This window comes from Enterobacter sp. V87_3 (assembly GCF_029967835.1).
GTDB classification, from domain to species: Bacteria; Pseudomonadota; Gammaproteobacteria; order Enterobacterales; family Enterobacteriaceae; genus Enterobacter; species Enterobacter cancerogenus.
In genome coordinates, this window is sequence record NZ_JASCAM010000010.1 from 171,011 (window position 1) to 195,302 (window position 24,292).

20 protein-coding genes are annotated in these 24,292 nt (G+C 55.9%); 10 read left to right on the forward strand and 10 right to left on the reverse strand.

What is annotated here, in order from left to right:
* Positions 1-46: 46 nt before the first annotated feature.
* Both QLG21_RS01585 and QLG21_RS01590 read right to left on the reverse strand, forming a co-directional pair.
* Positions 47-229 carry a DUF2158 domain-containing protein gene (locus QLG21_RS01585; RefSeq protein ID WP_042320149.1) on the reverse strand — a complete coding sequence of 61 codons (183 nt, stop codon included), beginning with the start codon at positions 227-229 and terminating at the stop codon, positions 47-49.
* A 77-nt stretch (positions 230-306) separates the two neighbouring features.
* On the reverse strand, positions 307-1,218 hold the full coding sequence (locus tag QLG21_RS01590; RefSeq protein ID WP_282483755.1) for a DUF808 domain-containing protein: 912 nt from the start codon (positions 1,216-1,218) through the stop codon (positions 307-309).
* Between the two features lie 178 nt (positions 1,219-1,396).
* Between QLG21_RS01590 and yedA the strand changes: the two genes are divergently transcribed.
* Positions 1,397-2,311, forward strand: coding sequence for a drug/metabolite exporter YedA (gene yedA, locus QLG21_RS01595; protein ID WP_006176227.1), 915 nt, complete (start codon positions 1,397-1,399; stop codon positions 2,309-2,311).
* On the opposite strand, the gene QLG21_RS01600 is transcribed toward yedA, so the two are convergent.
* The 3 genes from QLG21_RS01600 to QLG21_RS01610 are packed head-to-tail and all read right to left on the reverse strand — an operon-like array spanning position 2,271 to position 4,933.
* A complete protein-coding gene (locus QLG21_RS01600) occupies positions 2,271-2,774 on the reverse strand; it encodes a very short patch repair endonuclease (RefSeq protein WP_137849286.1) in 504 nt (167 codons plus the stop codon). The genes yedA and QLG21_RS01600 overlap by 41 nt on opposite strands.
* The gene (locus QLG21_RS01605) at positions 2,755-4,188 is read right to left on the reverse strand and encodes a DNA cytosine methyltransferase (RefSeq protein WP_282483756.1); all 1,434 of its coding nucleotides are present in this window, start codon (positions 4,186-4,188) and stop codon (positions 2,755-2,757) included. Before QLG21_RS01605 ends, QLG21_RS01600 begins: the two co-directional genes overlap by 20 nt.
* Positions 4,189-4,237: 49 nt before the next feature.
* Positions 4,238-4,933: a phosphohydrolase gene (locus tag QLG21_RS01610; RefSeq protein WP_282483757.1), complete on the reverse strand. Its 696-nt coding sequence runs from the start codon at positions 4,931-4,933 to the stop codon at positions 4,238-4,240.
* A gap of 366 nt (positions 4,934-5,299) precedes the next feature.
* Here QLG21_RS01610 and ompC point away from each other — a divergent pair, with 366 nt between their 5' ends.
* Positions 5,300-6,439, forward strand: coding sequence for a porin OmpC (gene ompC / locus QLG21_RS01615; protein ID WP_282483758.1), 1,140 nt, complete (start codon positions 5,300-5,302; stop codon positions 6,437-6,439).
* A gap of 41 nt (positions 6,440-6,480) precedes the next feature.
* Here the strand turns inward: ompC and QLG21_RS01620 are convergent, their stop codons facing one another.
* Complete coding sequence (locus QLG21_RS01620) at positions 6,481-7,344, reverse strand: N-acetylmuramic acid 6-phosphate etherase (protein WP_282483759.1); 864 nt, start codon at positions 7,342-7,344, stop codon at positions 6,481-6,483.
* A gap of 163 nt (positions 7,345-7,507) precedes the next feature.
* Here QLG21_RS01620 and QLG21_RS01625 point away from each other — a divergent pair, with 163 nt between their 5' ends.
* Together QLG21_RS01625 and dcuR are read left to right on the forward strand one after the other, a co-directional pair.
* Positions 7,508-9,124, forward strand: coding sequence for a sensor histidine kinase (locus tag QLG21_RS01625; protein WP_058610146.1), 1,617 nt, complete (start codon positions 7,508-7,510; stop codon positions 9,122-9,124).
* Positions 9,121-9,840, forward strand: a complete 720-nt coding sequence (gene dcuR, locus QLG21_RS01630; RefSeq protein ID WP_102890543.1) for a two-component system response regulator DcuR — start codon at positions 9,121-9,123, stop codon at positions 9,838-9,840. The genes QLG21_RS01625 and dcuR overlap by 4 nt, the downstream gene beginning before the upstream one ends.
* Here dcuR and QLG21_RS01635 read toward each other — a convergent pair.
* Both QLG21_RS01635 and QLG21_RS01640 read right to left on the reverse strand, forming a co-directional pair.
* Complete coding sequence (locus QLG21_RS01635; RefSeq protein WP_282483760.1) at positions 9,821-10,783, reverse strand: FAD:protein FMN transferase; 963 nt, start codon at positions 10,781-10,783, stop codon at positions 9,821-9,823. The two genes, dcuR and QLG21_RS01635, sit on opposite strands and share 20 nt — an antisense overlap.
* 93 nt (positions 10,784-10,876) lie before the next feature.
* Entirely contained in the window at positions 10,877-13,657 is a 2,781-nt protein-coding gene (locus QLG21_RS01640; protein WP_137272435.1) for a flavocytochrome c, read from the reverse strand.
* A gap of 607 nt (positions 13,658-14,264) precedes the next feature.
* On the opposite strand from QLG21_RS01640, the gene QLG21_RS01645 reads away from it, so the two are divergent.
* Together QLG21_RS01645 and fumA are read left to right on the forward strand one after the other, a co-directional pair.
* On the forward strand, positions 14,265-15,773 hold the full coding sequence (locus QLG21_RS01645; protein ID WP_282483761.1) for an anion permease: 1,509 nt from the start codon (positions 14,265-14,267) through the stop codon (positions 15,771-15,773).
* Positions 15,774-15,886: 113 nt separating this feature from the next.
* On the forward strand, positions 15,887-17,536 hold the full coding sequence (fumA, locus tag QLG21_RS01650; RefSeq protein ID WP_282483762.1) for a class I fumarate hydratase FumA: 1,650 nt from the start codon (positions 15,887-15,889) through the stop codon (positions 17,534-17,536).
* 24 nt (positions 17,537-17,560) lie between these two features.
* Here the strand turns inward: fumA and QLG21_RS01655 are convergent, their stop codons facing one another.
* Positions 17,561-18,463 carry a LysR family transcriptional regulator gene (locus tag QLG21_RS01655; RefSeq protein ID WP_282483763.1) on the reverse strand — a complete coding sequence of 301 codons (903 nt, stop codon included), beginning with the start codon at positions 18,461-18,463 and terminating at the stop codon, positions 17,561-17,563.
* A gap of 106 nt (positions 18,464-18,569) precedes the next feature.
* On the opposite strand from QLG21_RS01655, the gene QLG21_RS01660 reads away from it, so the two are divergent.
* The 3 genes from QLG21_RS01660 to QLG21_RS01670 all read left to right on the forward strand — a co-directional run bounded on the left by QLG21_RS01660 (position 18,570) and on the right by QLG21_RS01670 (position 22,252).
* A complete protein-coding gene (locus QLG21_RS01660; protein WP_282483764.1) occupies positions 18,570-19,868 on the forward strand; it encodes a serine hydrolase in 1,299 nt (432 codons plus the stop codon).
* A 285-nt stretch (positions 19,869-20,153) separates the two neighbouring features.
* Complete coding sequence (locus QLG21_RS01665) at positions 20,154-21,467, forward strand: MFS transporter (RefSeq protein ID WP_282483765.1); 1,314 nt, start codon at positions 20,154-20,156, stop codon at positions 21,465-21,467.
* Positions 21,464-22,252: a substrate-binding domain-containing protein gene (locus QLG21_RS01670; protein ID WP_282483766.1), complete on the forward strand. Its 789-nt coding sequence runs from the start codon at positions 21,464-21,466 to the stop codon at positions 22,250-22,252. The genes QLG21_RS01665 and QLG21_RS01670 overlap by 4 nt, the downstream gene beginning before the upstream one ends.
* Here the strand turns inward: QLG21_RS01670 and QLG21_RS01675 are convergent.
* Positions 22,227-23,126 (reverse strand): LysR family transcriptional regulator, encoded by a 900-nt coding sequence (locus QLG21_RS01675; RefSeq protein ID WP_282483767.1) that lies wholly within the window; start codon positions 23,124-23,126, stop codon positions 22,227-22,229. The genes QLG21_RS01670 and QLG21_RS01675 overlap by 26 nt on opposite strands.
* Positions 23,127-23,435: 309 nt before the next feature.
* Here QLG21_RS01675 and mtfA point away from each other — a divergent pair, with 309 nt between their 5' ends.
* Positions 23,436-24,233, forward strand: coding sequence for a DgsA anti-repressor MtfA (gene mtfA, locus QLG21_RS01680; protein WP_282483768.1), 798 nt, complete (start codon positions 23,436-23,438; stop codon positions 24,231-24,233).
* Positions 24,234-24,292 lie beyond the last annotated feature (59 nt).

Here is a 24,292-nt window from a genome sequence, read left to right on the forward strand (position 1 = left end):
ACATTAAGCCCAGTAAAAACGCCCGGCCAGGCCGGGCGTTACGTGATCAAGCCTTATCGCGCTGCTGGCGTCGGTCACCGGGGAGAAGCTCGTCTTCACGAAACGCCTCCCGCTTAATGCCGTAACCATCATGCCATCGACACTCCACCATTCCGCTGGAATACCCGGTGACAATCATGCGCGGGCCGCCATTTTTAGGCTTAACTTCATCACTGACCAAAAAGACCATACCCGCCTCCTTATCAGGGTGAAACTGTTTCAATTTAGACGAGGACCGGCCTTTTTGCATCCTGGCGCGCGCAACAATTAATGCGAGGTGCCGCGCACTTTGCCCACCATCTTAACCACAAGAACCACAGCGACGCCAATGATAAACCCGATAACCAGGTTAAGCAGCGTAGGCAGTATGGTTGCCACGAGTGACCCCTGTGCTGACGCAAAATGCTCGATCGCATGATGCAACGGCGCAATGCCGTGGACCACGATCCCGCCGCCGACGAGGAACATCGCCAGGGTACCCACGATGGACAGGCTTTTCATCAGCCAGGGCGCAAGCACCAGCAGGCCTTTACCAATGCCTCTCGCGACCGCGCTCGACTTCTCTTCAAGCCAGTAGCCAATGTCATCCAGCTTAACGATAAGCCCCACCAGGCCATACACGCCCACCGTCACCAGGATGGCGATGCCGGACAGGATAAGCACCTGATTGAGCAGCGGCGCGTCGGAGACAATCCCGAGGGTGATCGCCACAATTTCCGCCGACAGAATAAAGTCGGTACGGATAGCGCCTTTAACCTTATCGCGCTCGAAGGTTTTCGGATCCTGCGCGGCCAGAGCCTCCAGACGCTGCTGGCGCACCTCCGGCGTGTCGTTCTCTTTACGCGATGCAAAAGAGTGCAGAATTTTTTCTGCCCCTTCGAAACAGAGAAAAGCCCCGCCAATCATCAGCAGCGGCGTGATCGCCCAGGGGATAAATGCGCTGATCAACAGCGCCAGCGGCACAAGAATAACCTTGTTGAGAAAAGACCCCTTCGCCACGCCCCATACGACGGGCAGCTCCCGGTTCGCCCTGACCCCACTGACCTGCTGGGCATTTAGCGATAAATCATCTCCCAGCACGCCGGCCGTCTTTTTCGCTGCCAGTTTTCCCATGACCGAAATGTCATCCAGCAAGGTGGCGATATCGTCCAGCAATGTTAATAAGCTACTTCCTGCCAAAATTTCTATCCTTCTTTTTTTGGTAATTAAGTAAATAGTATGGAGCAAAAGCGAAAACCCTGAAACAGGCACTTCAAGTCAACAATTATTTCACATCTATAACACAATTAAAGCGCTCGCCTGTGGGATAGTTTTGGCGTTTACTATGAGCGAACTTTTTATTTCGTCGTGAGGGATTATGCGTTTCCGGCACTTATTACCGCTCATTGGGGCGCTTTTTTCGCTGTATATCATCTGGGGTTCCACCTATTTTGTGATTCGAATTGGCGTCGAAAGCTGGCCACCGCTGCTGATGGCTGGCGTCCGTTTCCTGTCGGCTGGCGTTCTGCTGTTGGCCTTTCTGCTGCTGCGCGGCCACAAACTTCCACCGCTGCGCCCAATGCTCAACGCCGCCCTGATTGGCCTGCTGCTTCTGGCGGTGGGCAATGGGTTCGTCACCATTGCGGAACACCGTAACGTGCCCTCCGGCATTGCGGCGGTAGTTGTGGCGACCGTGCCGCTGTTTACGCTCTGCTTCAGCCGCCTGTTTGGCATTCGTACCCGCAAGCTGGAGTGGCTGGGCATTGCTATTGGGCTTGCCGGGATCGTGATGCTGAACAGCGGCGGCAATCTGAGCGGCAACCCATGGGGCGCGGTGATTATTCTGATCGGCTCGATGAGCTGGGCGTTTGGGTCCGTGTACGGCTCGCGCATTGCGCTGCCGACCGGGATGATGGCAGGGGCAATTGAGATGCTGGCGGCAGGCATTGTGCTGCTTATCGCCTCGCTGTTAACCGGCGAGAAGCTGACGGCGATGCCGCCGCTTTCGGGCTTCCTTGCCGTGGGTTATCTGGCGCTTTTCGGCTCCATTATTGCGATCAACGCATATATGTTCCTGATCCGCAACGTCTCCCCCGCCGTCGCCACCAGCTATGCCTATGTGAACCCGGTGGTTGCGGTGCTGCTGGGAACCGGTTTTGGCGGCGAAACGCTGTCCACCATCGAGTGGCTGGCGCTTGGGGTGATTGTATTTGCCGTGGTGCTGGTGACGCTGGGCAAATACCTGCTGCCCGCTAAGCCGGTGGTCGTGGCGTGTGAGGGGGAGAAACCGTAAGCGGGCTGATCCCCTGGGTATCGATCTGCGCGGCCTGACCGCCGCCGCAGATCCACTCTTCCAGCCGTTCGCTCAGCTCCGCATCCTTCAGCTTTAACCTGCCGCGCAGCGCACACTCCCAGACCACCAATACCCGCCAGCCCTGCGCGATAAGCGCGGCGATATCGCGACGATCGCGCAACACGTTCTTGCCGATTTTATCCAGCCAGAAGTCAGTCCGCGTGGCCGGGACTTTAAACAGATAGCAGTCGTGGTGATGCCAGAAACAGCCGTGGGTAAAAATGATGCACGTGTAATCAGCGATAACGAAATCAGGACGCCCGGGAAGCGCCGCGTCCTGCACGCGAAAATCGAAGCCAGCCTCGGTCAGCAGGCCGGCCAGCCGTTTTTCAATGGCGGTATCACGCGTGCCGATGGCCCGCATGTTTTTACTGCGGGTGGCCTTATTGTGAACATCCGTCATTGACGGCCTCGCTCTGACGTCGCGCAACGGCCTGCTGAATACGAGGAAGCAGCAGCTTCGCGACCGCGGCAAACGCCGGGACGACCACTGAATTGCCGAACTGACGATAGGCCTGGGTGTCCGACACAGGAATGCGGAAACTGTAGCCCTGTGGCGTTTCAAACCCCATCAGACGCGCACATTCACGCGGGGTCAGGCGACGCGGGCGGTGCTGCTGGTTGATCGGATCGTCGAAATCTTTTTCACCCAGCGCTTTATCCCAGCCTCTGTCGATAAGGATCTCGGCACCGTCTTTGTAATAGCGCGCCGATAACGTCCGGGTAACGCTGTGCGGATCGTTCGGATTCACCATACCAAAACCAAAGCCATTACCCTTGGCCTGATGTTTTTTGGCATAGCGGTACAAATATTTCCACAGCACCGGGGTCAAAATGAATTTTGTGTCCACGGCAGGTTCCAGCAGGTCCGCAATGGTGGGACGGCGAGCCGGATAGAGTGCGGGAAGATTGCGCAGCGTGAAATCCCCCATCAGGTTGAGATCGCGGCGGAAGCCCACCAGCACAATACGCTCGCGGTGCTGCGGCAGGAAATGCTTGCCGTCGATAATTTTCGGATCGTCGGCCCCCATGTCCTTCGAATCCGCCACGTCATAGCCCAGTTCGTCCAGGGTTTGCATGATGATGCGGAAAGTTTTCCCGCCGTCGTGGCTCTTCAAGTTCTTGACGTTTTCCAGCACAAAAATGGCCGGACGGCGGGCGTCAATAATGCGTACCACGTCGAAAAACAGCGTGCCCTGAGTATCACAGGCGAAACCGTGGGCGCGCCCCAGTGCGTTCTTTTTCGAGACCCCTGCCAGAGAGAAAGGCTGACACGGAAAGCCCGCCAGCAGCACATCGTGCGCCGGGATAGCCTGGCGAATATGGTGGGCGGCCTCTTCATCGGTCACGCCGCTTTTATGGCTCAGGGTCACGTCGCGGATATCCGCATTGAAATGATGTTCGTCTGGATCGCAATACCAGTTGGCTTTGTAGGTGCGCACCGCATGTTTATTCCACTCGCTGGTAAACACGCACTGGCCGCCAATCGCTTCAAAACCGTGGCGAATGCCGCCGATGCCCGCAAAGAGATCGATAAAGCGGAACGCATAGTTCGGGTGCGCGACAGAGGGACGCGGGAGCAAATTTTGCAGGTAGCGGAACTCATCGTCGCTCAGGCGCTGGCCTGCCCGGTCGCTGATGAGCAGTCTTTTAACGATTGCCGGGCTCCAGTGGCTCCCGCCGTGGTTCTCCAGCTGGTTTGCCAGGGTTTTTGCATCATAGATATCCAGCAGCTGGCGCAGTAACGCCTGCACCGCTGCCGTTGATTTCTCAACCCGCTCGGGCGCGGGCTCAGTGACGAATTGATTTTCCTGCATTATTTTAACCGGACAATAAAGACGGGGAACAGATTACCACAGTTCAGGATCACAAACTGCGACGGAAGCGGTTCTGCACCTGGCTATCACGCCCCAGGCAATCACCCTGCAGTTCAGCGCTGAGTTTCGCCATAAAATCTATCAGGAAATCGGCGTTATGCCGCGCGAATTCGCGCCCGGCTGCGGTTTGCATTGTGTCAGGCAAACGGAGCAGCTTGGTCTGGAAGTGATCGAGCGCCCAGGCTTTGTCATCTAAGGTTCGGGCTTCGGCGAAAGGGTCTTCTGCATTAAAGAGTGCCGCGCCCAGCGCGCCGGAGACCGCAAAGACGCGCGCCAGGCCAATGGCACCTAATGCTTCCAGCCGGTCAGCATCCTGAACGATTTTTGCCTCCAGACTTTGCGGCGCAATCCCGGCGCTAAAGCTGTGCGCTTCGATAGCATGTTCCACGGCGGCGTAATGCTGCGCCGGGAAGTCCGGGAAATCGCGCTGCAGAATGTCCCGCGTTTTACGTGCCGCCAGCTGCGACGACTGGCCGCGTTCAGGATGATTTTTCGGCAGGCTGACAATGTCATGAAAATAGCATGCGGTGAGGACTACCAGCGGATCGACCGGCTGGCCCGCCATCAGTTTTTGTGCCGTCATCCAGACGCGACGAAAGTGCGATATATCATGGGCGGCGTCATCCGACGTGTGGTTTTTGGTCAGCCACGCTTCAAAGCGGCGCTGCCAGGGTGCAAGTTCCATGGTCTTATCCTTTTTTAAACGCTAACCATAGCAATTTTCCCTGTAACCAGCACCCTTCCCTTACGAGGTACACATTACCCCTTATCCATTTATTACCTGAGGGCGTATGAAATATATAAGCATTGCAAATTAAACATCCAGAAAAATACAAAATAGAAATACTTAATAATAATTAGGCCTTATGCAGCAAGGAAATTCATTCACATGAAAAATAAAGAGATAAATAGAAATATTTTGTAATATTTATACCAGATTAATTACATTTATTTTTGAACCAAAAAAACAATCCTTAGAATAGTATCGACCCTGTAATTGCGGAGAGTGATTACATATATTCATATAAATTATCTTTAAAGGGAATATATAATGAAAAGAAAAGTTCTGGCAATTCTGGTACCCGCATTATTAATGGCAGGCGCAGCAAACGCGGCTGAAATGTACAACAAGAACGGCAACAAAGTTGACCTGTACGGCAAAGTCGACGCGCGTCATACCTTCTCTGATAACCCAGGCGATGATGGTGACGAAACCTACATCCAGGTGGGTTTCAAAGGCGAAACGCAGATCACTAACGACCTGACCGGTTACGGCCAGTGGGAATATAAGATCTTCGCCAACGACACCGAAGGCGCTAATAAATCCTATAACCGTCTGGCGTATGCCGGTCTGAAATATGGCGAATACGGTTCATTCGACTATGGCCGTAATTATGGCGTGGTGTATGACGTTGAAGCCTGGACCGATATGCTGCCGGTATTCGGTGGTGATTCCTACACCTGGACCGACAACTTCATGGTTGGCCGTGCCAACGGCCTTGCAACCTACCGCAACAATGATTTCTTCGGTCTGGTTGATGGCCTGAACTTTGCGCTGCAGTATCAGGGTGCGAACGAAGGCGCTAACGCCGAAGAAGACCAGGAAGGCACGAAAAATGGCCACAACGACGTTCGCTTCCAGAACGGCGACGGCTACGGTATGTCTACCTCTTATGACTTCGCGAGCGATCTCGAAGGTCTGAGCCTGGGTGCGGCCTACTCTTCTTCCGATCGTACCAACAAACAGGTAGGTAAAGGGAAAAGCCACGAAAGCGTTGGTGTAGCTGCTGGCGAGCGTGCTGAAGCCTGGACCGTTGGCGCGAAATACGACGCGAACAGCATCTATCTGGCCATGATGTATGCAGAAACCCGCGACATGACGCCATTCGGTGATTTCGGTATCGCGAACAAGACTCAGAACTTCGAAGCGGTAGCTCAATACCAGTTCGACTTCGGCCTGCGTCCTTCTCTGGCGTGGGTTTACTCAAAAGGCAAAGACCTGGATGGTCAGGGCTTCAGCAAAGACCTGGTTAACTACGTTGACCTGGGCATGACCTACAGCTTCAATAAAAACTTCTCTACTTATGTTGACTACAAAATCAACATGCTGGATGAAGACGAAGGCCTGTACAATGCATACGGTATTTCTACCGACGACATCGTTGGCGTTGGCATGACCTATCAGTTCTAATCCTGATAAATGATAAAGCCCGCGTATGCGGGCTTTTTTTGTTATGGCGCTTCCTGCAACGCCACCCGGATAAACCCGTTATTTTGCGCCAGCAGCTCGTGCGCCTGCCAGGCATCCAGCCCTGTCAGCACCATTAAGACCGCCGTTTTGCAATTCTGGTTACAGCCCTCCAGTGCCGCTTTCGCTACCGCCCGGGTACAGCCCGCCGCCGCCATCACAATGGCGATTTGCCGCTCCGCCCATCGGGTATTTTTCGCCTCGATATCAACGCGCAGATTGCTGTAGACCCGCCCGGTACGAACGGCTAACCCGGTCGTCACCTGATTGAGGATCATCTTTTGGGCAATTTCGGCTTTGGTATTGCCATACCCGGCCACCACGTCCGGACCCAGTTCAGGGGCGATCACCATGCTTGCCAGCTGCGCCGCTTCGCTTTGGGCGTCGCCCGTAATAACCGCGACAACAGCCCCCAGCGACCAGGCGTGGCGCATTGCCCCCCAGACCCAGGGCGTTTTACCGCTGACGGTGAGGGCCAGCATCATGTCATGCTCGCCGAAGGTGATCGCCTGAAGATCGGCCACGCCCTGCTCGTAGCTGTTAGCCTCCTCTCCCGCCGTAATGGCAAGGACAGGGTGTTTACCCGGCGCATACTCCGCCGCCGCCTGTTCCGCTATTCGCCCGGAAGGGCCAGCGCCCACGATCACCAGGCGACCGCCATGGCTTAGCGTGGCGGCGGCGTTATCGACCACGCGGGCAATAAGAGGTAAAAAGGGAGTAATGGCTTGTAAGATGTGGGCATCATCCTGGTGAATGACGTTCAGCATGTCCAGCGTGGACAATCGGTCGATATTCATCGTGCTGGCGTGCCGTCTTTCCTTGACCGAACCGGTAAGCATAATGCTCATAAACAGCCTCCTTATTATGAGTTCCCACACACTATAAAGTGTTTTATATGGATGACCTGCGAGGAGGGTCACGAAAGCGGCGCAACGGCCAGATTTACACGGCTTTAAGAAATGCCCGTCATCGGTGATAATTACCCCCTTTCACGATCATCGCGGAGCGGTAATGAGCGATTTGCAGCAACTTTCTCCGGCGCGCAGGCGTCCGATGAAACTCTACACTCTGGTCACGCTCATGGTATGTGCCATCATCGGCTCCGTTCTGCTGCTGGTATTTGCGCTCTACTCCATGCAAATCACCCGCGCCACGCGAGACGATGTCAAAGATACCGCCCTCGGCATTGCGCGCACCTTTGCCGACAGCCCGGACGTCCGGCGCGGTTTAATGGCATCGCCTCAGGATAATATTATTCAGCCCATCGCGCAGGCCGTTACCCGGCGCAACGATCTGCTGTTCACCGTTGTGACCGATATGCGCGGTATCCGCTACTCGCACCCAAACGAAGCGCTGCTGGGGCTGCATTTTATTGGTGACGATCTGACACCCGCGCTGGAGGGGAAAGAGAACGTCTCCGTCAACCGGGGCGCGCTCGCCGAAGCGCTGCGCGTGTTTACCCCCGTTTACGATAACCAGCACGATCAGATTGGCGTGGTGATCGTGGGGATCTCCCTGAAAAAGGTGGAAGATCAGATCACGCGCGGAAGGCTGAACGCGGTCTGGACGATCCTGTTCAGCATATTAATGAGTTCGCTGGCGATCTGGGGCCTGGTCCGGGTGCTGAAACGGATCCTGTTTGGGCTGGAGCCGTATGAAATTTCGGCCCTGTTTGAACAACGGCAGGCGATGCTTCAGTCGCTGCGCGAAGGGGTTATCGCGGTGGATACCCATGGTCGCGTGACGATGGTGAACCACGCCGCGCGAGAAATTTTGCTGTTGCCGTCGGGTCAACAGTCGGAGAACGCCAGCGAACCGCTGCTGGCAAGCCTGCGCGAGGTGGCGAAAACCGGCGTGGCGCGTCAGGATCGGGAGATCGGCTGCAACGGCAGGCTTCTGCTGTGTAACATGGTGCCGGTGAAAAGCCAGAACCGGGTTATCGGTGCGATCAGCACGTTCCGTGATAAAACAGAGGTCAGCCAGCTCATGCAGCGTATCGACGGCATGGTGAACTATGTGGACGCCCTGCGCGCCCATACTCACGAGTTTATGAACAAGCTGCACGTGATCCTGGGCCTGCTGCACATGAAACGCTATGACAAGCTGGAGGAGTATATCCTCCAGACCGCGAATAATTACCAGACCGATATCGGCGCGATCCAGCGCAAAATTAAATCACCGGTCATTGCGGGCTTCCTGTTTGGCAAAATCAATCGCGCCAAGGAGGCCGGGGTTACCCTGACGCTGGCCGAAGACTGTCACCTGCCCGATACGGCTAACGAAGAACAGGCCGCGGTGCTGGTCACCGTGCTCGGCAACCTGATTGAAAACGCGCTGGATGCCATGCACGATCAGCCAGAGGGCGAGATTGGCCTTTTATTGCACTATCAGAGCGGCTGGCTAAGCTGTGAAGTCAGCGACGACGGTCCCGGTATCGATCCCCTCCATCTGGAGGACGTTTTTACCAAAGGGTACTCAACGAAAGGTGAAAACCGCGGCGTTGGGCTATTCCTTGCACGCCAGCAGATCCAGAATCTGGGCGGTGACATTACCGTCGAGTCTGAGCCGGGCGTATTTACTCAATTTTTTGTTCACATCCCCTGGGATAGCGAGAGGAATATCGCGTGATAAATGTATTAATTGTCGATGATGACGCCATGGTAGCCGACCTCAACCGTCTGTATGTCAATCGTGTTGACGGGTTTAGCTGCTGCGGCGTCGCCTCCACGCTCAACCAGGCCGAGGCCATCATCAACAATCCCGACCAGCCTGTCGATCTGGTGCTGCTCGACGTCTATATGCAGCAGGATAACGGCCTGGATCTGCTGCCCGTGATCCGCGCGTCCGGCCGCCCGATTGACGTGATTATGATCTCTTCCGCGTCCGATGCCGCCACCATTCAGACCTCCATGCATTACGGCGTGGTCGATTACCTGATCAAACCGTTCCAGTTCCCGCGCTTTGAAGAGGCGTTGAACGGCTGGAAGGCGAAGCACAACCTGATGGGCTCACATCAGTACTATGAGCAGGCGGATGTGGACAGGCTGCTGCACGGCGGCGCGCCTGAGCTGGCGGACAGTAAAAAATTGCCGAAGGGGCTGACGCCGCAAACGCTGCGCACCATTTGCCAGTGGATTGACGAACATCCCGAGACGGAGTTCTCCACCGACGATCTGGCCAACGCGGTCAATATTTCCCGCGTCTCCTGCCGCAAGTATCTGATTTGGCTGGCGCAGATCAACATCCTGTTCACCAGTATTCATTACGGTGCGACCGGGCGTCCGGTTTATCGCTACCGTCTGCAACCCGAGCAGATCGGGCTGCTTAAACAGTATTGTCAGTAACGCGGTAGGCGTTATCCAGTAAGGTGAAGCGGAAGTGGTGCATCGACGAGATCACCACTTCTTTGCTTTTGGTCACAAAGATGGCCTCAATGTCCGGGCGCGCGCGCAGCGCCTCGCAGCCTTTTTCTGCGCCCATCCCGTATAACAGCGTGGTCCAGAGATCGCCATCCAGGGAATCTTTCGACACCACGGTGACGCTGTCCAGCGCGTTGTCCAGCGGGTAGCCGGTACGCGGGTCGAGTATGTGGTGATAGCGTTTGCCGTTTTGCTCAAAATAACGCTCGTAAGTTCCTGAAGTCACCACTGACCGGTTCTCCACCGTGATGGCACCAATCAGTGCATCGGTACTGAACGGTTTTTTCAGCCCCACGCTCCAGCCACCCTCCGGCGACCCGAGCGTCTGGATATTGCCGCCGAGGTTAATCAACCCCCGTTCAACGCCCTCTTTTTGCAGATAATCACGCACGCGATCGGCAATGTAGCCCTTGGCAATGGCTCCCAGGTCGATCTCCATTCCGGCTTTGGTCAGAAATACGCTGGAGTCAGTTTCATCGAGCACCACCTCTTGCGGGCGGGTGATAGCCAGCAGCGCGGCAATATCATCGGCAGGCGGTACGCTGTCGCCCTTAAAGCCGATCTTCCAGCGCTTGACCAGGGGACCAATCGCGAGGTTGAACGCGCTGTTTTTCAGCAGGCTTGCCGCCCGCGCACAGCGGATCAGCTCAAACACCGGGCGGCTAACGGTAACCGGGTGCAGACCGGCAGCATGATTGATCGCCATCACCTCTGACTGAGCGCGGTTGACGGTAAACAGATCTTCATAGTGGCGGATCAGGCGAAAAACGCGGGAGGCGAGCGCTTCGTCATGGGAGAAGAGTTTAAGGAGGATGGGGGACCCCATCAGAACGGCGGAATAGCTGTAGACGCGATGGCCGTCGGGCATAGCATGTCTCCTCGATGTCGCCCCGGCAAGCACCGCGCCGCCGGGGAAAATGCCGGATGGCGCTGCGCTTATCCGGCCTGCAACACAGATACCTTAGGCATTTTTCGCGCGCATCGCCGCCTGATGTCCGGCAAGGGTACCAAAAATAATGATATCTGCCACGGCGTTACCGCCGATACGGTTACCCCCGTGGATCCCGCCGACCACTTCACCCGCGGCAAACGCGCCCGGCAGCACGTTGTGGTGAGTATCCAGTACGCAGGTTTCGGTGTTAATGGTCACGCCGCCCATGGTGTGGTGCACACCCGGTGCAATCTGAATGGCGTAGAACGGCCCTTCGTTGATTGGCGCACGCAGCGCGGTGGTCCGGCCAAAATCATCGTCATGCTGTTTTTCGACAAAGCCGTTGTAACGCGCCAGCGTCGTCAGGAAGGCCTCGCTGTCCATTCCCAGCTTCTCGGCCAGCGCCTCAGGCGAGCTGGCGCTGGTGACAAAGCCTTTGGCAATATACTCATCCGCCGCTTTGTTTTTGGTGCGAACATGCTCGTCAAAGACGATGTAAGCGTATTTCTCCGGCAGGGCAATAATCTGCGCGGAGACTTTATCGCGGGTCTCCATTTCGTTGAAGAAGCGGTTACCCTGCTGGCTTACCAGAATCGCCCCGCCACCGCGAATGGATTCAGAAATGAGGTACGAGGTGTTCTGCTCAACGGTTGGGTGGATCTGAATTTCACCCATATCCACGGTGCCCGCGCCAATACGTTCCAGCAGGGCGATGCCGCCGCCGGTGGCCCCTTTATGGTTGGTGGTCACAAACCCGTCGAGGTCAGGACGGTATTTGACCACCATCTGGCTGTTGGCGCTAAAGCCACCGGTCGCCACAATGACGCTTTTCGCATCGACGGTGAAGGTTTCGTTCTCTTCGGTGGTCAGCCGTACGCCGGTCACTTCACCGTTTTCAAACAGGATGTCGCTGACGGAGGTGTCGAGCATCACGTCGATATTGCGTTTGTTGATATTGCGCACCAGGCCGCTGATCAGATAGCCCCCCACCGCAGAGCCGTCTTTTGGACGGTGGGTGCGGTCGATGCTCATCCCGCCAGTGGTGGTGATGTCGTTCAGCATGATACCGCGCGTTGCCAGCCATTCGATGGCCTCAGGCGCGTTCTCAACGAAGCGATGCAGCAGTTCCGGGTTGTTCTTGTTGCCGCCGCCTTTCAGGGTCTCCTTGTAGAACAGCGCTTTGCTGTCCTGGATCCCTTTTACACGCTGGAAGCGGGTTTCTGCCGCGTTCATCCCGGCGGAGGCTTTGATGGTATTACCGCCAATGGTCGGCATTTTCTCGACGATCAGCACGCTCGCGCCTTCATCGTGGGCCTGAATGGCCGCTGCCAGCCCCGCACCGCCGCTGCCGATCACGACAACATCAAAGGATTTGGTTTCGTTCGGGTCCGCCCCCTCCTCTGCCGCCAGCGCTTTACTGGATTTCAACATCGCTTTGGAAACGGCTTTTTTCACCGCTTCGCTCTGGCTTGTCGCGCCAGTAATGGCATCGACGTGCGGGGTGTTAGCATCAAGGATGCGGGTGCGGATCTCTTCAAAGCTGGTGACAAACTCTACGTTGTCCTCCGGGCCGGAGGCCAGTTCGATATCGGCAATGCGGTCGGTCTCAAGGCTAACGTTGATCACCAGCTCGTTAGTGTCGTCCTGGACTTTCTCAACAAACGTGCCCGGTTTGAATTTGGATTCGCCCATGCTCATGTCGCGGATCATGGCTTCCACCAGCGAGAAACGCCACAGCGGTTCCGGGATGTTCAACGCTTCACGCTGTGTGCTGTCCATAAACAGCTCAAGGTTTTCGCCCGCGGCAATGCGGTCGGTCCAGTCCGGGTAGGCGATGGTCGCACGGCCTACGGCAATCAGATCGTAGCCGTGGTCCAGCGCTTCATTGACGTCAGACGCATTCACCACGCCACCCACGCCCATCACCGGCACCTGAGCCAGGGTGTCAGAGCGCATCGCGAGATATTTTTCGATAAGCGGCGTTGGGTCCTGGGTATCCACGATGGACGGACGCAGGGTTGCGCCGACGGAGAAGTGCAGGTAATCCACGCCGCGCGCCGCCAGTTTTTCCAGCAGGTACAGGGTGTCGTCGAAGCGGATCCCGGGCACTTCCATCTCTTCGGGTGAGAAACGGTAGCCAATGATGAAAGCATCGTCCGCGTACTGGCGCACCATTTTATGGGTGATGTCCAGCACCGCCAGCGGGAATCTGGCGCGCTTATCGCGGCTGCCGCCCCACTCGTCGTCGCGCTGGTTAGAGTTCGGGGAATAAAACTGTTGAATCAGGTAGGTGTTGGCACCGTGGATCTCGACGCCGTCAAAGCCGGCCTGAATCGCGCGACGCACCGCGTCGCCAAACTTAACGATCATCCCTTCCACTTCTTCGGTGGTCAGGGCAACCGGCGTTGCGGCCCCCTCACGCGGTGCGGCAACTGCGCTCGGCCCAACCGGCGTGCGGCCACCAATCAACTTCGGGTCGACCATGCGGCCACCGTGGTAGATTTGCAGTAGCGCTCTGGAGCCTTTGGATTTGATGGCCTCCGCGATTTTTGCCAGCCCGGCAATTTTTTCGTCGTTATCGATACCAATCGCGCCGGGGAAAGCGAGGCCCAGATCGTCGACAAAACAGCACTCAACGATGATTGTGCCGATGCTTCCTGACCGCGCCCGGTAGTACTCCACCAGCTCGCTGGTCACGGAACCATCGTAATAGCCGGTGCAGGTGGTCATTGGCGCCATTAACAAACGGTTTTTCAGTTCGGTACCATTCGGTAAAGTGAAAGGACTCAACATGCGTTCGTTAGTGTTCATAATAAAAACTCCAAACTTGAGAAATTAAGAATTCGTTATCGGGCGTAGTTTTATTTCTTTTTTTATGCCGATGTCATAATACTAATATAAAGATTTTTTTAGTTACTAAAGCTATTACGTTAGTTATAAAACTATTTAATCCCTGAAATAACATTCGTAATACATTGGTGTTAGTGACAATGTTTAAATAATTCACAATTATTTAAAACATGTTAAGTAAGGAATGGCCTTACCATTACCCCATTACCAATAAAAACTCTTTTTAATCAATTACATATACTAACACCAGATATAATATTGTTATCAATATGATAAATTGATTCTCAAAAACCCATAATACCCACATAAGCCGGAGTAGTTATTTTAAAAAGTTTAAAAATACTCCCTCTATTCTATTTATTTGATCGCGATCAATAGAATTGGACTCTAAAGGCGCAATATATAAATATCATCATTTTTTAATTTAGCGCATCCAGAAATGCGTTAAATCGCTATTACTGAATAGACAAACCGCACCTTAAATAACTAAAAAAAGCGAACACCTAAAAGAACGCGGAAGTGTGTATTCACCCTGAGCCGAATTTTTTACAACTTAAGACGTGACACTATGAATACAAAAACTGCTGTAACGCCTCCTGCGGCGAGTAAAGCATCTAACGGGAAGGCAAAACGTCTGCTGATGATGGCGCTGCCGATCGTGGTCGCCATACTTCTGCTGTTTGTTCCCGTCCCTGACGGGTTGCCTCCTTATGCCTGGCACTACTTCGCCATCTTCGTCGGCGTGATTGTCGGGTTAATCTTCGAGCCCCTGCCGGGCGCGGTTATTGGCCTGACTGGCGTAGTGGCGATTGCGCTCTGCAGCCAGTGGGTACTGTTCAGTCCGGAACAGCTGGCGGACCCGAAATTCAAACTGGCGGGTGCCTCCTTTAAGTGGGCGGTGAGCGGGTTTGGTAACTCTACCGTGTGGCTGATTTTCGGCGCCTTTATGTTCGCCGCGGGCTACGACAAAACCCGCTTTGGCCGCCGTCTGGCACTGATTCTGGTGAAGTATCTTGGCCGCCGCAGCCTGACGCTCGGTTACGCCATTACCTTCGCAGACCTGCTGCTGGCCCCGTTCACGCCGTCCAACACCGCGCGCAGCGGCGGGACCATCTACCCGATTATCGCCAACCTGCCACCGCTGTACGGTTCAAAACCAAACGACCCGAGCGCGCGAAAGATCGGCTCGTATCTGATGTGGGTTGCCATTACTGCGGCCTGTATCACCAGTTCCATGTTCCTTTCCGCGCTGGCACCCAACCTGCTGGCACTGGCTCTGGTGAAAAGTACGGTAGGGATTGATATCTCCTGGGGGACTTGGTTCCTCGCCTTCCTGCCGCTGGGTATCCTTCTGATCCTGACCATGCCGCTGCTGGCCTACTGGTTCTACCCGCCAGAAGTGAAAGTGAACAACGAAGTGCCGCTGTGGGCGACCCGTGAACTGGAAAAACTGGGCAAACTGTCGCGCAACGAAATCCTGCTGCTGGTGTTCGTCTGCTGTGCGCTGATGATGTGGATCTTCGCGGCGGCGTGGATTGAACCGGCCATGGCGGCTCTGTTAATCGTCGGCCTGATGCTATGGACGGGCGTGCTGGAGTGGAACGACATCACCGGCAACAAAGCGGCATGGAACACCTTCGTCTGGTTCGCTACCCTGGTGGCACTGGCAGATGGCCTCTCCTCTACCGGCTTTATCAGCTGGCTGGGCAAAGAAGGCGGCATGCTGATGAGCGGTATTTCACCTGGCGTGGCGACCATTGTTCTGCTGCTGGCGTTCTACCTGCTGCACTATCTGTTTGCCAGCACCACCGCGCACACCACGGCGCTGCTACCTGCAATGCTGACTATCGCCTCCACCATCCCGGGCATGAATATGGAAGTGTTTGTCCTGCTGATGGTCACTTCCCTGGGCGTGATGGGGATCATTACCCCTTACGGTACGGGTCCAAGCCCGATTTACTACGGTAGCGGCTACCTGCCAACCAAAGACTACTGGCGTCTGGGCACCATCTTCGGTGCCATCTTCCTGGCGGCCCTGCTGCTGATTGGCTATCCGTGGATGTCCATGATGTTCTAAGAACAATGCCCGGTGGCGCAAGCTTACCGGGCCTACCCATTCTCATCATGCTTTGATGTTGTAGGCCTGATAAGCGAAGCGCCATCAGTCAAAAACAGATTTTGGAGTTGAGTATGTCGAATAAGCCCTTTGTGTACCAAAACCCCTTCCCGCTGTCTCACGACGACACCGAATACTATCTGCTGACCAAAGAGTATGTCTCCGTGGCCGACTTTGAGGGTCAGGAGATCCTGAAAGTTGAGCCGCAGGCGCTTACGCTGCTGGCGCAACACGCCTTCCACGATGCCGCGTTCATGCTGCGTCCGTCGCACCAGCGGCAGGTCGCGGCCATTCTTAACGACCCTGAGGCCAGCGAAAACGACAAATACGTCGCCCTGCAGTTCCTGCGCAATTCTGAAATCGCGGCCAAAGGCGTGTTGCCAACCTGTCAGGACACCGGCACCGCCATCATCATGGGGAAAAAAGGCCAGCGCGTGTGGACCGGAGGCGGCGATGAAGCCGCGCTGAGCCAGGGCGTCTACAACACCTACATCGAGGACAACCTGCGCTATTCCCAGAACGCGGCGCTGGATATGTATCAGGAGGTCAACACCGGCACCAACCTGCCAGCGCAGATCGATCTGTATAGCGTCGATGGCGACGAGTATAAATTCCTGTGCATGGCGAAAGGCGGCGGTTCAGCCAACAAAACCTATCTTTATCAGGAAACCAAGGCGCTGATTACCCCGGCGAAGCTGAAAAACTTCCTGGTAGAGAAAATGCGGACCCTGGGCACGGCGGCCTGCCCGCCTTACCACATCGCGTTCGTGATTGGCGGCACGTCGGCGGAAAGCACGCTGAAAACCGTCAAACTGGCCTCAACCCGCTACTACGACGGTCTGCCTGTCGAAGGGAACGCGCACGGTCAGGCGTTCCGCGACGTTCAGCTTGAACAGGAACTGCTTCAGGAAGCCCAGAACCTCGGCCTCGGCGCGCAGTTCGGCGGGAAATACTTCGCCCACGATATCCGCGTGATCCGCCTGCCGCGCCACGGCGCATCCTGCCCGATCGGCATGGGCGTTTCCTGCTCGGCGGATCGCAACATCAAGGCGAAAATCAACCGCGACGGGATTTGGATCGAGAAGCTGGAACATAATCCGGGCCAGTATATTCCTGAATCGCTGCGCCAGCAGGGTGAAGGCGACGTGGTCAGCATCGATCTGAACAAGCCGATGGCTGAGATCCTCGCGCAGCTCTCGGCTCACCCGGTTTCAACCCGCCTGTCGCTGAGCGGCACCATTATTGTGGCGCGCGACATCGCCCACGCGAAGCTGAAAGAGCTGCTCGACAACGGTGAAGAACTGCCGCAGTACGTGAAAGATCACCCGATCTACTACGCGGGCCCGGCCAAAACGCCGGAAGGCTACGCGTCAGGCTCGCTTGGACCAACGACCGCAGGCCGTATGGACTCGTATGTGGATTTACTGCAATCCCACGGTGCGAGCATGATCATGCTGGCGAAAGGCAACCGCAGCCAGCAGGTGACGGATGCCTGCCACCAGCACGGCGGGTTCTACCTGGGCAGCATCGGCGGCCCGGCGGCGGTGCTGGCGCAAAACAGCATCAAGAGCCTGGAGTGCGTGGCGTATCCTGAGCTGGGAATGGAGGCTATCTGGAAAATTGAGGTCGAGAACTTCCCGGCGTTTATCCTTGTGGATGACAAAGGCAACGACTTCTTCCAGCAGATCCAGAACAAACAGTGCAAAGGTTGTTCACAGCGCTGAGCATAATGCCGGGTAGCGCCGCGCTTACCCGGCCTGGCGCATGCTTTTTTGCCACAGCGTCGGCAGCAGCGACAGTGTACGAGCGATAGTCCCGCGCTTGTCGCTGCCCGGTTTCCAGATGGTGACCATCGTCTGGCTGATTCCCTGGCTGCCCACTTCGGTGTGCAGCCTTTTGACGTTTTTCCACTGCGTCGCCTGCAGGTGCGTCGGCAAAAATCCCCAGCCGCATCCCTGCTCCAGCAGGCCGCGAAGCATCTCCAGCTCGTTGGTAAAAATCGTATGCCCGGAGATTTGCAGGCGACGCGCAACCGGTTCGTCAGAGGCGTCGTGCATCACGATCTGCGGCACCAGAGAGAGGTCAAGCAGCGAAAGCGGCGGCGTGGCCGACGCAAAACGCCCCTTCGAGGCATAGAAATCCATATCGATTGCGCCCAGAGCGCGCCACTCCATGTCACTGCCCACGCTGCGGTTGCGCGCCTGGCAAATCCCCAGATCGGCCTGGCCGCTGGCCAGCATCGCCTCGGCCTCGTCCCGCGAGGCACTCTTCAGGCTCAACCGGACGTTTTGCCCGGCCATCACGCCTATCAGTGCCTGCAAAAACGCCCTGGGCGTAAAGGGATCGTAGACGAGGGAGATTTCCTGCGTGGCGCTTTCAGGCACCTCTTTCGCAAAGGCCTCAAAGGCTTTTACCTGGCGCATCAGCAGGTGCGCCTGCCGTCGGAGCTGCTCACCTTCCGGGGTTAACCGCAGAGTGCGCCCTTCCCGCTCGAAGAGCGCGTAGCCCAGCCCGTCTTCGAGAAAATCAATCAGATCGCGCAGGGTCGTCCGGTCTTTACCCAGTTTGCCCGCCGCCTTCATCAGGCTCCCGTGCTCCGCCACGGCGGTGAACGCCTCCAGTTGAGCAAAGGAATAGAGTAACGTCGCCACGTTGCATCCTTATCAAAAATACGGGGGATTTTCCCCCATTACGCGCTTTTTATTATAGGCCGCAGGTTCTTAAACTGAAGGCATTCTTAACCCATACGAGAAAACCATGAAAAATAAATCGTTAAATTTCACACTGCTCGCGGGCCTTGTCTTCACCAGCCTGCTCTCTCCTGTCGCCATGGCGGCCTGTGAAGGCACCGACCTGGCGACCTGTCCGGCCCCGTTTGACGCAAAACTGCCTGACACGCACAGCATGCTCACCTGGAGCCAAAGCGATCGCGTTGTCGGCTTTCGCAATGACTACCGCAACTACTCGGGCGACGTGTTCCGTCACGGTAATGCCACCCCGCTGCTGGCCGCAGAAAAACCGCTGAAAGACGCCAGCTATCAGGTTAATGGCAAAACCTACAATCTTCAGGATTACCTTAAGCGCCAGAACGTCAGCGGTATGCTGGTGCTGAAAGACGGCAAAGTCGCGTGGAAGTATCTGGGTGAAGGCAATACCGACTCCACGCTCTGGACGTCTCGTTCTGTAGGGAAATCGGTCGTTTCGGCGCTGGTAGGCGTGGCGATTAAAGAAGGCAAGATCCATTCGCTCGACGATCTTGTTACGCAGTACGAACCGGATTTAAAAGGCACCGCCTGGGACGGCGTGACGTTAAAACAGCTGATCACCCATACCTCCGGCGTGGCGTGGAACGAGGATTACACCAACCCGAAATCGGATTTCGCCCAGCTCACCGAGTGCGAAGCCAAACCTGGCACCTATGACTGCGTGCGTAAGCTGGTCTCCGGTTTACATCGTGAACACCCTGCCGGGGAGAACTGGTCCTACTCATCCGGCGGCGCATGGCTGCTGGGGGATGTCCTTGAGCGCGCCACCGGCATGACGCTGGCGGCGTACCTCGAGAAAAGCATCTGGCAGCCATACGGCATGGCGAGCGACGGCGTGTGGCACGCCTACAGTAAGGGCCAGCACGACGTCGGCGCGCATGGCTTTAACGCCACGCTGGAAGACTGGGGTCGCTTCGGGGAGTTTATCCTGCACAACGGCACCCTGCCAGACGGCAAACAGATCCTGCCGGACAACTGGGTTCAGCACTCGTCCGACTGGACGCACGCGAAAGGCTCGGTATCTGACGCCCATCCAGACGGCCTTTACGGCTACCAGTGGTGGAACAATGAGGTTCCCGCCAATGCCCAACACGTCAGCCCTGCGGTTCAGGATTCACTGAAAGGCTCTCTGTGGGCGCTGGGGATCTTCGGTCAGATGATCATGGTGAACCCAACGGAGAACCTGGTGATCGTTCAATGGTCAACCTGGCCGCAGGCGGAACCGTCGTTCAGCGCGCAGCCGCTTGAGGCATCCCTGATGTTCAGTGCGATTGCCAACGCATTGCGATAAGTTTTGGTAAAAAGCCAGGCATCGCCTGGCTTTTGTCTTCTTTGCTGCCCATGTCGCCTCTGCGCGATGTCACAAAACAGCATTATCAGGAGCGCGCCCAAATTGGTGAATAAAAAATCAATTAATTGTTAAGTTGTTGTTACATCAATCCCTCCCGATCGGCTCTTCACCATTGATGCGTTAAATGCATCAGTCCTTGTATTAATTGCGCTTATAAATTTGGGGTAGTTGATCCAGTTTTCAGAAACAGACGAGCAAAACGTCAACAATAAACTGGAGATAACCATGTTTTCCTCAACCTCACCTGCAACCCTTCGCACGAAAGCAGGCGCGATATTTCGCGTTACGTCCGGCAACTTTCTCGAGCAATTCGACTTCTTTCTCTTCGGCTTTTATGCGACCTACATCGCGCATACCTTTTTCCCGGCGAGCAGTGAATTTGCTTCCCTGATGATGACGTTCGCCGTCTTCGGCGCGGGTTTTTTAATGCGTCCCATCGGGGCAATCGTACTGGGTGCCTATATCGACAAGGTTGGACGCAGAAAAGGATTGATCGTGACCCTGTCGATTATGGCGGCGGGAACCTTCCTGATCGTGCTTATTCCGTCTTATCACAGCATAGGTCTGTGGGCACCGTTACTGGTGCTGACAGGCCGACTATTGCAGGGGTTTTCTGCCGGAGCGGAGCTGGGTGGCGTGTCGGTCTATCTGGCTGAAATTGCCACGCCCGGCCGCAAAGGTTTCTACACCAGCTGGCAGTCCGGCAGCCAGCAGGTCGCGATTATGGTTGCGGCAGCCATGGGGTTTGCCCTGAATGCGCTAATGGCAGAGAGCGCCATTCGTGATTGGGGCTGGCGTATTCCGTTCCTGGTCGGCTGTTTAATCGTACCCTTTATCTTTTTCCTGCGCCGCAAGCTGGAGGAGACAGAGGAGTTCAGCGCGCGCCGCCATCATCTGGAGATGCATCAGGTCTTTAGAACCCTGCTCGGTAACTGGCAGGTGGTCATTGCCGGCATGCTGATGGTGGCGATGACCACTACGGCCTTTTATCTGATCACCGTTTACGCGCCGACTTTCGGGAAAAAAGTACTGATGCTCAGCGCCTCGGACAGCCTGCTGGTCACGCTTCTGGTGGCAATTTCTAACTTTATCTGGCTGCCGGTGGGCGGAGCGCTGTCGGACCGCTTTGGGCGTAAACCGGTGCTTATCGCCATGACGCTGCTGGCACTGGCGACAAGCTACCCGGCGCTGACGCTGCTGGCGCAGGCACCGAGCTTCTCAATGATGCTAAGCGTCCTGCTGTGGCTCTCTTTCCTCTATGGCCTTTATAACGGTGCGATGATCCCGGCACTCACGGAGATCATGCCTTCTGAAGTTCGGGTGGCGGGGTTCTCTCTGGCCTACAGTCTGGCAACGGCGGTATTTGGGGGATTCACCCCGGTGATGTCTACCGCGCTGATTGAATATACCGGGGATAAAGCCTCTCCCGGCTACTGGATGAGTTTCGCCGCGGTGTGTGCCCTGCTGGCCACACTCTATCTGTATCGTCGTCGTGCAGTGACGCTGCAAAATACCGTGAAATCAGAGGGGGCGGCATGAGAATGATCCCTCGGCTGACCACCAGCGCGTTGATAATGACCGCCCTGAGCTTCTGCGCCTCCGCAAAAGAGGTGACGGTCATGATCTCAGGCGGTTTTAAAGCCGCCCTTGAAAAGCTGGCACCGGAATATGAACGCCAGACCGGCGATAACATTGTGCTCGTTCCCGGCCCGTCTATGGGGACGACTCCGCAGGCAATTCCTAACCGACTTGCGCGCGGGGAACAAGCCGACGTGGTAATCATGGTGGGCGATGCGCTGGCAACGCTCGAAAAGGACAATCTGACTCAGCCTGGCTCACGCACGGAACTTGCTGACTCCCCTGTCGGTATGGTGGTAAAAAAAGGCGCTGACGTCCCGGATATCGGTAATGAGGCGAAACTTCGCCACACGCTGCTTCAGGCCGGATCCATCGCCTACTCCGACAGCGCCAGCGGCAGATACGTCAGCCAGAAGCTGTTCAAAACGCTGGGGATTGAAAAAGAGGTGATGGGTAAAGCAACGAAGGTTGAGCGCATCCCCGTCGCCGAAGAAGTGGCGAAAGGGAAATACGCGGTGGGTTTCCAGCAGGTCAGCGAACTGTTGCCGATTCCGGGGGTGACGTTTATCGGCAAACTCCCGGACAACCTGCAATACATCACCCGCTTTGCTGGCGCCGTGACCCGCCACGCCGACCATCCTGGCGAAGGGAAAGCGCTGCTGAATTACCTTTCATCGACACAGTCCAGTGCCGTGATCCGCGACACGGGATTAAGCCCCGTCACGTCCCACGGTACTGCTCAGTAATGTGTTTTTCCAGTTCAGCCGCAATGTAAGACTGGATGCGCCCCCGGCGTCGGATAAGCCCCACAGTGCGTTTCACTTCCGGCGCCACCAGCGGGACAGACGTCAACAGCGAGTGCTCTGACGTTGGCATCGACATGGCGGGAACGGCAGCAATGCCGATCCCCGCCTCTACCATGCCGAGCATGGTGGTCACATGGCGCGTTTCGCAGACGCTGGGACGCGCAGGAACCCTGTCCCCCAACAACCGGTCGAGCAGGTTACGGTTACCTGACGTTTTGTCGAGGATGATATAGTCCTGCTCATAAAACGCCTGCCATGTCAGGTGAGTTTTTTTTGCCAGAGGGTGATCGCGCCTGCATGCGGCGACATAGCTATCTTCCACCAGCGGGAAAAACTCTATTTCAGAGGGCAAACTCCCGGCGAAACAGATCCCGAAATCCGCCTGGCTACGGGCAACAGCGTCAAGGACATTCCCTGCGCTGCTGTCGATGAGCTTAATCCGGACACGCGGGTAGCGGGACTGAAAGCGACGTATAACATCCGGCATAAAGTAACAGGCTGCAGACGGTACCGTAGCGACGGTAACCAGCCCGGTGCGCTCTTCGCTCACTTTATCGATATCAGCCAGTATGGACTCAACGTTATCAAGCAACTGCGCTGAACGTTCAGCAAAGTTCTGCCCGTACAACGTCAGAGCCACGTGGCGGGTGGTCCGGTCAAACAGCTTTGTTCCCAGCGCCGCCTCCAGTTTTTCAATCCTGCGGCTCAGTGCTGACGGGGACAAACAGATAGATTCAGCAGCAACCCGAAAGTTGCCGTATTCCACTAACGCTCTGAAAGCATAAAGATCGTTAAGGTCAAAATTTACGGGCATAGTATCGACATTTCTCCGTTTTGATGACGGTCATCATGACGGGTAGACGCACATTTTAACAGTCCCTTAACGTTTCAACCTGACGCTCCGGGCACCGTGTTATCTCAGGCCCGGTCTTCAGCGGGGTTTTATCATTGGGAGTTTTGTCACTGAAAGGAAACGGGATAAGTGGTTGAATAATGGCAGAGAGGCTGGCCTTTTCTGCCATTCCGACATCTCAACGTTTTGTAGTTGCTTTCATGCCGGGTTCTTTGGCATGTTAGCCTGACCTTTCAATTTTGTTCATGTGACGAGTTTGCGAGCGAAGCGATGATTAAGTGGCCCTGGAAATCGAATGACGCTGGTCGAAATATGGCACAGCCATGGGAAGAGGCGCTGGCAATCCCGGTTCTGGCTAACCTCGAGCCGGATGAACAGCGAGTGCTGATTCAACTGGCGGACCGTTTTCTGCAGCAAAAACGTCTGGTTCCGTTACAGGGTTTCGAACTCGACCCCCTCAAAAACACGCGTATTGCCCTACTGTTCTGCCTGCCCGTTTTGGCGCTCGGCATTGAATGGCTGGACGGCTTTCACGAAGTGCTTATCTACCCTGCCCCTTTCGTGGTGGATGACGAATGGGAAGATGACATCGGTCTGGTGCACAGCCAGCGCGTTGTGCAGTCCGGGCAAAGCTGGCAACAGGGGCCTATTGTGCTCAACTGGCTGGATATTCAGGATTCGTTTGATGCCTCCGGCTTCAACCTGATTATCCATGAAGTGGCGCACAAGCTTGATACCCGCAACGGCGATCGCGCCAGCGGCGTGCCGCTCATCCCGCTACGCGAAGTGGCCGGATGGGAGCACGATCTGCATGCGGCCATGGACAACATTCAGGATGAAATTGATCTTGTCGGTGAAAGCGCCGCGAGCATCGACGCCTATGCTGCCACCGATCCAGCCGAATGTTTTGCGGTTCTGTCGGAATATTTCTTTAGCGCGCCGGAGCTGTTCGCACCCCGCTTCCCGGCGTTGTGGCAGCGTTTTTGCCAGTTCTACCAGCAGGACCCGCTTCAGCGTTTACGTAAGAATGGCGGCAGCGGCGAGTATGCCACCGCGCACGTTCACTAAAAGAGCAGTTTGCAGCTTAATTAATCATTTGAATCAGCACCTTAAATTTAGTGTTGACA